At 68.2% G+C, this 7973-nt stretch carries 9 protein-coding genes; 3 read left to right on the top strand and 6 right to left on the bottom strand.

Features of this window, described 5'->3' with window-relative positions; all coding sequences use genetic code 11:
* Both OXN85_04480 and OXN85_04475 read right to left on the bottom strand, forming a co-directional pair.
* Positions 1-277, bottom strand: a 277-nt coding sequence (locus tag OXN85_04480; protein MCY3599213.1) for a hypothetical protein, incomplete at its 3' end; no start/stop codon positions are given.
* Between the two features lie 155 nt (positions 278-432).
* Positions 433-915 (bottom strand): SRPBCC family protein, encoded by a 483-nt coding sequence (locus tag OXN85_04475; GenBank protein MCY3599212.1) that lies wholly within the window; start codon positions 913-915, stop codon positions 433-435.
* A 183-nt stretch (positions 916-1098) separates the two neighbouring features.
* On the opposite strand from OXN85_04475, the gene OXN85_04470 reads away from it, so the two are divergent.
* Together OXN85_04470 and OXN85_04465 are read left to right on the top strand one after the other, a co-directional pair.
* Complete coding sequence (locus tag OXN85_04470; GenBank protein ID MCY3599211.1) at positions 1099-1983, top strand: MoxR family ATPase; 885 nt, start codon at positions 1099-1101, stop codon at positions 1981-1983.
* Complete coding sequence (locus OXN85_04465; protein MCY3599210.1) at positions 1980-3116, top strand: VWA domain-containing protein; 1137 nt, start codon at positions 1980-1982, stop codon at positions 3114-3116. The genes OXN85_04470 and OXN85_04465 overlap by 4 nt, the downstream gene beginning before the upstream one ends.
* Before the next feature lie 78 nt (positions 3117-3194).
* Here OXN85_04465 and OXN85_04460 read toward each other — a convergent pair whose 3' ends face one another.
* Both OXN85_04460 and OXN85_04455 read right to left on the bottom strand, forming a co-directional pair.
* The gene (locus OXN85_04460) at positions 3195-3488 is read right to left on the bottom strand and encodes an HU family DNA-binding protein (protein MCY3599209.1); all 294 of its coding nucleotides are present in this window, start codon (positions 3486-3488) and stop codon (positions 3195-3197) included.
* 123 nt (positions 3489-3611) lie between these two features.
* Complete coding sequence (locus OXN85_04455) at positions 3612-3935, bottom strand: hypothetical protein (protein ID MCY3599208.1); 324 nt, start codon at positions 3933-3935, stop codon at positions 3612-3614.
* Between the two features lie 152 nt (positions 3936-4087).
* Here OXN85_04455 and OXN85_04450 point away from each other — a divergent pair, with 152 nt between their 5' ends.
* Complete coding sequence (locus OXN85_04450; GenBank protein ID MCY3599207.1) at positions 4088-5194, top strand: carboxylate-amine ligase; 1107 nt, start codon at positions 4088-4090, stop codon at positions 5192-5194.
* Positions 5195-5229: 35 nt separating this feature from the next.
* Here OXN85_04450 and OXN85_04445 read toward each other — a convergent pair whose 3' ends face one another.
* Both OXN85_04445 and OXN85_04440 read right to left on the bottom strand, forming a co-directional pair.
* Positions 5230-6621: an aspartate aminotransferase family protein gene (locus tag OXN85_04445; GenBank protein MCY3599206.1), complete on the bottom strand. Its 1392-nt coding sequence runs from the start codon at positions 6619-6621 to the stop codon at positions 5230-5232.
* A gap of 5 nt (positions 6622-6626) precedes the next feature.
* Positions 6627-7934, bottom strand: coding sequence for a Zn-dependent hydrolase (locus tag OXN85_04440; GenBank protein MCY3599205.1), 1308 nt, complete (start codon positions 7932-7934; stop codon positions 6627-6629).
* Positions 7935-7973: the final 39 nt, after the last annotated feature.

Raw genomic sequence — 7973 nt, 5'->3', positions numbered from 1 at the left:
GGGTCATCGTTCGCTCATCGAGATCGTAATCGTCCATCAGATCCCGGGCATCGTCGCGTTCGATGCCAATGTAGCCGGGGAAGATCTTGAGCCCATCCCGGATTTCTTCGGCGATGCGCTCCCCGAAACGGCGGTCGACCGGCTCGGTCACCGCGACGGGGGCGACGAGGATGAGCAGATCGTTCGTCTGCGCCTGGAGCGCCCGAGGCGCCGCCGGAAGGGAGAGGACGGCGACGCCGGCCGCCACCCACGGGAGAATGTTCCGCGTGCTTCTCATCGAGTACCTCGGACCGTTCGTGCAACAGACGGCGCACGGATCATAGGGCCGTGCGACACACCAAAACCGGTATCACTTCGAAACAAGGGGTTCAAGGTCGATTAACGCAAGCCGACGCCGCGCGCAAGTCGCGCCCCGCAGCCGCGCTCCGCCGATCACTGCGCCAGCTTCTCACGCACACATCCCGTGAAGCGATTAAACATAACGTTCGAGACCGATTGAATCACGCCGCCGCGGCCGAAAGATGCGAGCCGTCCGGTCAGCGCGATGGACTGCGACACCCAGATCCGGGTCCCTCCGCCGCCCGCCTCCTCGCCCTCCTCCGCTTCTACAGACTGAAGCTGGCTCAACATCGTCATTCTCACGTTGCCGCTGCCCCGTCGATCCCGCCCCTCCCCCGTCATCTTCATGTGATGGCGCCGCGCGTCGAGTTCGTCGAAGCGGATCTCGCCCAGGAAGCGCGTCCCGATGGGGCCGAGCTTGAGCCCGATCTCGCCCCGGTACGTACGCTCGTCGACCGCTTCGATGAGTGTCGCGCCCGGCAGGCACTCGACGATGCGCTCCGGATCCGTCAGGAAGCTCCAGACCTCGTCCACGGTCTGCGGGACATCGAAACTCTTCTCTATCTCGATCGCCATCGTCGTTCCTCGGGGGTTTGCGCGCGGAGTGGAGCCGGACGGGGACGGATCGCCGGTTCGCGGGCCTCGTCGGGCGTCGGCTCCGGGGGAGCGGTTATATTGCCGGGAGCGGCTCTACCGCGGATCGGCTTCCACCGGAAGCTGAGACGGCCGCGTCGCACCCGCAACCGGGAGGTCGCCGCCTTGCAACCCGACATCGCGAAGATCATCGAGGAACTCGAGGCGGCGGGGTACATCGCCGACCGGGGGATCGCGACGGCGGTCCATCTCGGCCTCGCCATGGAGAAGCCGCTCCTCGTCGAGGGGGCCGCCGGCGTCGGCAAGACCGAGATCGCCAAGGCGGTCGCCACGTGGCTCGGAGCGGAGCTCATTCGCCTCCAGTGCTACGAGGGGCTCGACCTCCCCACGGCTCTCTACGAGTGGAACTACCAGAAGCAGCTCCTCCACATCCGCCTGCAGGACGGCGGCGGCGATGCCGAGGCGGTGCAACGCACGATCTTCGGGCCGGACTTCCTTCTCGAGCGGCCGCTCCTGCGCGCGATTCGCTGCGAGACGCGCCCGGTCCTTCTCATCGACGAGGTGGACCGGGCCGACGAAGAGTTCGAGGCGTTCCTGCTCGAATTGCTGTCCGACTTCCAAGTCTCGATCCCGGAGCTGGGTACGGTCGAGGCCCGGACGCGGCCGGTCGTCGTGCTCACCTCGAACGGGACGCGCGAGCTGTCGGACGCACTGCGGCGGCGCTGCCTCTACCTGTGGATCGATTATCCCGATTCGGCGCGAGAGGTCGAGATCCTGCGGCGGCGACGCCCGGACATCGCCGCCTCCCGGGCTGGGGAGGCCGTGAAGCTGGCCCAGCAGCTGCGGCGTGAGCGGCTCGCGAAACCCCCCGGCGTGGCGGAGACGCTGGATTTTGCCGCGGCCCTCGAGCACCTGGGGCCGAATCCGCTGCGTCCGGCGACCGCGCGCGACGCGATCGGGGCACTCGTGAAGGACCCGAACGACCTGGCCAGCCTTACGGAGGAGCGGCTGGGGGAGTTGCTCGCCTCTTCGGAGGACGGGGGGAGTTGACGCCCAAGCGCATCGTCGACCTGGGCCGGCGGCTGCGCGGCGAAGGCGTGGCCTGCGCGCTCTCGGAGTCCACGGCGGCCGTCGCCGCGCTCCCGCATCTCGACACGGAGGACGTGGAGGACGTCAGAGCGGGCCTCCGCGCGGCGTTTTGCTCGAGCCCCGCGGACATCGAGATCTTCGAGCGCTGCTTCCCCGCGTGGTGGCGGGGAGCGCGGCCGTCATCCGCCGTGGAGGAGCTTCTGTCGAAGGCCGCGTCGGACCGGGGGGATCGGTCGGCCGGCGGCGCGCCTTCCGGATCGGACGGGCTCGCGGCGGCGCGCGACGATTTCGGAGAGCAGGGGCGCGACGAGGCGGACTCCCGGGAGCGTCCGATCGGCGCCGTGTACAGCGCGGCCCACTCGCTCGCACGACGCTCCTTCGCCTCGATCGGCGACGAGGAGCTGCGCGAGGTCGACGTCTGGCTGGAGCGGCTGATGGTACGGCTGTCCACGCGACGCAGCCGCCGACTCGAACCGGGCGGCCGGCGTGGGCCGATCGATGTGCGGAGGACGTTGCGGTCGCTCGTCGCTCACGAGGGCGAACTCGTTCGCCTGGCGCGGCGGCGACGGCGGCACGTGCCACCGCAACTCGTCGTCCTGTGCGACGTGAGTGGCTCGATGGAGCGATACAGCCGCTTCCTGCTGCGTTTCCTCCTGGGGTGCGGTCGCGCGCGAGACATCCAGACCTTCGCGTTCAGCACGCGCCTCACGCACCTCACTCCCTGGCTGGCCGGCGAAGAGATCGACCCCGCGCTGGACCGCCTGCGGGCCCGCGGCTGGTCGAGCGGAACGCGGATCGGCGAGTGCCTGGAGACCTTCGTGGCGCATCACGGCCAGCGGATGCTCGGTCGGCGGACGCTCGTCATCATCCTCTCCGACGGACTCGACCAGGGGGAAGTCGAACCTCTGCGGCGCGCCATGGGCTGGATTCAGCGGCGGGCGCGTCGCGTGATCTGGCTGAATCCCCTGCTCGAGAGTTCGCGCTACGCGCCCGAAGCCCGCGGCATGCGCACCGCGCTTCCGTACGTGGACTACTTCCAGTCGGGACACAGCCTCGAAGCGCTGAGGACGCTCCCGGGGCTGCTCAGATTGTGACTGGAGAAGGAAGGACGGAGTTGGAAGGCGATCGCGAATGGGACCCAGGCGATCCCGGGTCCCATTCGCGCCATCGTTCTAGGCTCGAACGCGATCCTTGAGCCCTTTGCCCGCCTTGAACGTGGGTACGTTCATGGCCGCGATCTGAATCGACTCGCCGGTCTGCGGGTTCCGACCCATGCGCGCCTTGCGGTGCCGGGTTCCGAAGGTGCCGAAGCCGGTGACCGTGAAGTCGCGGCCGGCGTCAAGCTCGACTGCAATGATCCCTGCGCCGGGATCCGTCGAGAAAATGCAGTCGATCACATCCCGCGCGCTCGCTTTGCTCAAGCCGGCCTGCGAGGCGAGCTTCGCCGCGAAATCGTCTTTGGTCATCCTGGGTTCTCCCTGTTGAAAGTAAGCTCCGACGAGCGATCCGGGCGCATAATTCGCGCACCATCGCCGGATTGCAAGTGCGGCGCGCGACTTGGTCCGAGGAAGCGTCTTGCCAGCAGGCTGCTAGTGGGCGTCCGCCGAGAAGACTTTCCGTGTCATCGTGACGCCCGCGAGCTTGAAGACCACGTTCCCGATCCGGCCGAGCAGCATGGTCGGCAAGGCCGCGGGCACCACGGTTCCCCACACGGTGCTCAGGAATCCGCTCTCTCCGCCCAGCCCGCCGACGGCGAACCGCAACACCGCGAAGATGCCGAGAAAAACGACGAAGTTGAGCAGGAGCCCCAGCGCCTGGCGGCCGGGCGATCCGGTCTCCGCATCGTAGATGCCGCCGAAGAAGATCGCAGCCACAAGCCAGAAGATGCAGATTGCGAAGAGCCAGTCGATCAATGGTGCCTCCGTGTCGGGAAAACGGGTCGGGTCGGGGACGGAGGAACATACATGGCCCCCGGCGATCCTCGAAAGTAGCTTGCCCCCGCGGCTTCAGCAGCTTGCCCCCGCGGCTTCGAACGCGGCTTCGAACGCTCCCCGGAGAGGGTCACATGAAAGCGCCGTCACTTACGCTTGGGATCGAAGAGGAATACCAGGTCGTCCATCCGGAGACCGGCGAACTCACGTCGTTCATCACCGAGATCCTCGAAGGGGATGATGAGGAGACGCGCGAGCAGATCCACCCGGAGCTTCATCAGGCCTGCGTGGAGACGGCAAGCGAGGTGTGCCGGGATGTGGGGGAGGCGCGCGAGGAGGTCGTGCGCATGCGCCGCCTCGTCAGTGGCACGGTCGCCGAGAAGGGGCTCGCCATCGTGGCCGCGGGCACGCATCCCTTCTCGACCTGGGAGCAGCAGGACATCACGCCGCTCGACCGCTACGTCGGATTGCGGGAAGATCTGCAGCAGGTTGCCGAACGGAACCTGATCTTCGGCACCCACATCCACGTGGGCATCGAGGACCGGGACTTCATGGTCGACGCGATGAACGTGTCGCGGTACTTCCTCCCCCACCTGCTCGCGCTCTCCACGAGTTCCCCGTTCTGGGAGGGGTCGAAGACGGGGCTGCACTCCTACCGCAGCATCATCTGGCGGAATTTTCCGCGCACCGGCATCCCGATGAGCTTCGGGAGCTGGAACGAGTACGAGCACTTCATCCAGACGATGGTCCGCTCGAACACGATCCCGGATTCGAGCAAGATCTGGTGGGACGTCCGCCCGAATCACAAGTTCCCGACGCTCGAATTCCGGGTGTGCGACATGTGCACGCGCGTGGAGGAAGTCGTGTGCATCGCCGCCATCTTCCAGGGGATCGTGGCGAAGCTGTGGAAGCTGCGGCGGGACAACCTCACCTTCCGCCAGTACCCCGAGGTGCTGCTCGCCGAGAACAAGTGGCGCGCGGCGAGATACGGTCTCACCGGGAAGCTCATCGATTTCGGGCGGCAGAGCGAGCACCCGGCGTCGGATCTGATCATCGAGATCGTCGAGTGGTTCCTCGACGACGTGGTCGACGAACTCGGCACCCGCGCGGAGGTGGAATACGCGCTCCGGATCCTCCGGGAAGGGTCGAGTTCGCAGCGGCAAATCGCCGTGTACGAAGAGACCGGCGACACGCGGGCCGTGGTCCGGCACCTCATGGCGGAGACGCTCGAAGGCGTCTGAGAGCGGCCCCCGCGCGACGGCGCGGGCATCCAGCGCTACATCATGCCGAGGTCCCGCGCCGTCCGATCGATGCCCGCGCGGGCCTTCGTCACGAGTTCGTCGATCTCGTCGCGCGTGATCGTGAGCGGCGGACTCGTGCACACGACGTCGCGCATGGCGCGGAACACAACCCCCTCGTCGTAGAGGTGCTCGTGGCAGAGGGCCCCCACCTGGCCCACGGGCTCGAACAACTCCCGGGTCGTCTTGTCCTTCGAGAGTTCGACGCTGGCCACGAGTCCGACGCCCCGCACTTCGCCCACGAGCGGGTGGTCGTTCAACTCCCTCAGCCGCGCCTGGAAGTAGGGTCCGGTGTCCTCTCTCACCCGGTCGACGACGCCCTCCTCCTTCATGAGCCGGAGGTTCTCCAGGGCCACGGCCGCCGCGACCGGATGGCCCGAATAGGTGTACCCGTGCGGGATCACTCCCCCTTCGGCCAGCACGCCGAACACCGCGTCGGTCATCAGCACGGCGGACATCGGCAGGTAGCCGGAGGTGAGTCCCTTGGCGATCGTCATCAGGTCGGCCTCGATGCCGAACTTCTGCGCGCCGAACCACTCCCCCGTGCGGCCGAAGCCGGTGATGACCTCGTCGCAGACGATGAGCACGTCGTTCTCGCGGCAGATGCGCTGGATCTCGGGCCAGTAGTTGTCCGGCGGCACGATGACGCCCCCGGCGCCGATGACGGGCTCGCCGATGAACGCCGCCACGCGGTCCGCGCCGAGTTCCGCGATCTTCTCCTCCACCGCCCGCGCCGCCCGCGCGCCGGTCTCCTCCGGTGTCTCGCCGGGCGCCCCCATGGCGAACCAGTAAGGGGGCATGACGTGCTCGAAGCCGGGCAGCGGCAGGTCGCCCATCGCGTGCATGGCCTCGAAGCCGCCCAGGCTGGCGGCGGCCATCGTGCTGCCGTGATACGCGTAGGTGCGACTGATGAACGTCTTCTTTTCGGGCTGTCCGCGGAGATCCCAGTACCGGCGGACGAGGCGGACGATGGTGTCGTTCGCCTCGGAACCGGAACTCGAGAAGAAGGTGTGTGTGATGGCGCCGGGCGTGAGTTCCGCGAGCACCCGCGACAGTTCGATCGTGGCCGGGGGCGCGGAACGGAAGAAGGTGTTGTAATAGGGGAGTTCGACCATCTGGTCGTACGCCGCCCGCGCGAGTTCCTCGCGTCCGTAGCCGAGGTTCACGCACCACAGACCGCCCATGCCGTCGAGGATGCGCCGGCCATCGGAGTCGATGAGGTGCCGGCCCTCCGCGCCCACGATCACGCGCGTCCCTTTCTCGGCGACGACCCGGGGGTCGATGAAGGGATGGACGTGATGGCGTCGGTCCATGTCCTGCCATTGAGCCGTGGCGGTTCCGGCGGGGTTCGCCGTGGCGGAGTTCGTCATCGCAGTCACACGTCGCCTCCTGGTGGGTTTGTCGGCGCGGACAACATATCAGCCGGCGTCGGCTCCACGAGTCCGAGCGCCGCGTGGAGGAGGACGTTGGCGCCCGCCTCCGCCTGTGCGGGCGTGATGTTCTCCGCCTCGTTGTGACTGATGCCGCCTTCGCAGGGGGTGAAGATCATCCCCGTCGGCGCGACGTCGTTCGTGTGCACGGAGTCATGTCCGGCGCCGGCCACGATCGGCATGGAGGCATAGCCGCAGAGATCCGCCGCCGCGCGGACGGCGTCGATGCACCGATCGGAAAACCGCACTGGAGGGGAGCGCCAGACGTCATCGAGCCGCCACGCCGCTCCGCGCGCGAGACAGGCGCGGTTCGCCGCCTCGCGCAGACCGTCTTCCATCTCGTCGAGGGTCGATTCGTCGGGGTGACGGAGGTCCACGCTGACGGCGACGCGCCCGGGCACGGTGTTCCGCGACGCCGGCTCCGCCGCGAGAACCCCGAAGGTCAGCCGGCCGTGCGGCGCGAAGTCGCGTTCGACGCGGCGATACGCGTCGACGAGAAACCGCCCGAACACCGCCACCGGATCCGTCCGCCGGGACAGCGGCGTCGACCCCGCGTGCGCCTCCTCTCCCGTGATCGTCAGGTCGAACCAGCGGGCGCCCTGCACGCCGGTCACCACGCCGATCTCTCGTCCGGTTTCCTCGAGAATCGGGCCCTGCTCGATGTGCAACTCGAGAGCGGCGGCGATCGGGCGGCCCCCGACGGGGAGCGCGCCGCGATAGCCGATGCCGTCGATGGCGTCGGAGACCGTGACCCCGTCCGCGTCCGTCGCGCCGAGTGCGTCCGCGAGAGTAAACCGGCCGGAAAACACGCCCGAGCCCATCATGGCGGGCGGAAAACGGGCGCCCTCCTCGTTCGTCCAGTTCACCACCTCGATCGGACGGGCCGTCCGTACCCCCTGCTCCTCGAGCGTTTCCGCGACCTCCAGCGCGGCGAGAACGCCGAGCGGCCCGTCGAACCGTCCGCCCGTCGGCTGGCTGTCGAGGTGACTCCCGAGCACGAGAGGGGGTCGGCTTTCGGCCGCCGCGTCGCCGGTCCCGTCCCGGCGGGCGAACATGTTGCCGATCCCGTCGACGGACACCGCGAGGCCCAGCGACTCGGCCCACGTTCGGAAGAGGTCGCGCGCCCGGCGGTCTTCGTCGCTCAGGGCGAGGCGATGGACGCCCCCGGCCGGAGTGGCGCCGATGCGCGCCATCTCCTCGAGGCGCCCCCGGAGCCGGTCTCCGTTCACCCGAAGTCCGGAGATCGCGGTCACGGTCCGGAACCCGCCGATGCGTGTCTCACCGTGCGTCTC

The sequence above is a fragment of the Candidatus Palauibacter australiensis genome (assembly GCA_026705295.1).
Taxonomy (GTDB): domain Bacteria; phylum Gemmatimonadota; class Gemmatimonadetes; order Palauibacterales; family Palauibacteraceae; genus Palauibacter; species Palauibacter australiensis.
This window is presented reverse-complemented; position numbering and strand designations above follow the sequence as displayed.

What these genes read in the sequence shown, in the direction of transcription:
- OXN85_04475 (MCY3599212.1), bottom strand. Translation starts at nt 915, where the DNA reads ATGGCGATCGAGATAGAGAAGAGTTTCGATGTCCCGCAGACCGTGGAC.
- OXN85_04460 (MCY3599209.1), bottom strand. Translation starts at nt 3,488, where the DNA reads ATGACCAAAGACGATTTCGCGGCGAAGCTCGCCTCGCAGGCCGGCTTG.
- OXN85_04450 (MCY3599207.1), top strand. Translation starts at nt 4,088, where the DNA reads ATGAAAGCGCCGTCACTTACGCTTGGGATCGAAGAGGAATACCAGGTC.
- OXN85_04445 (MCY3599206.1), bottom strand. Translation starts at nt 6,621, where the DNA reads ATGACGAACTCCGCCACGGCGAACCCCGCCGGAACCGCCACGGCTCAA.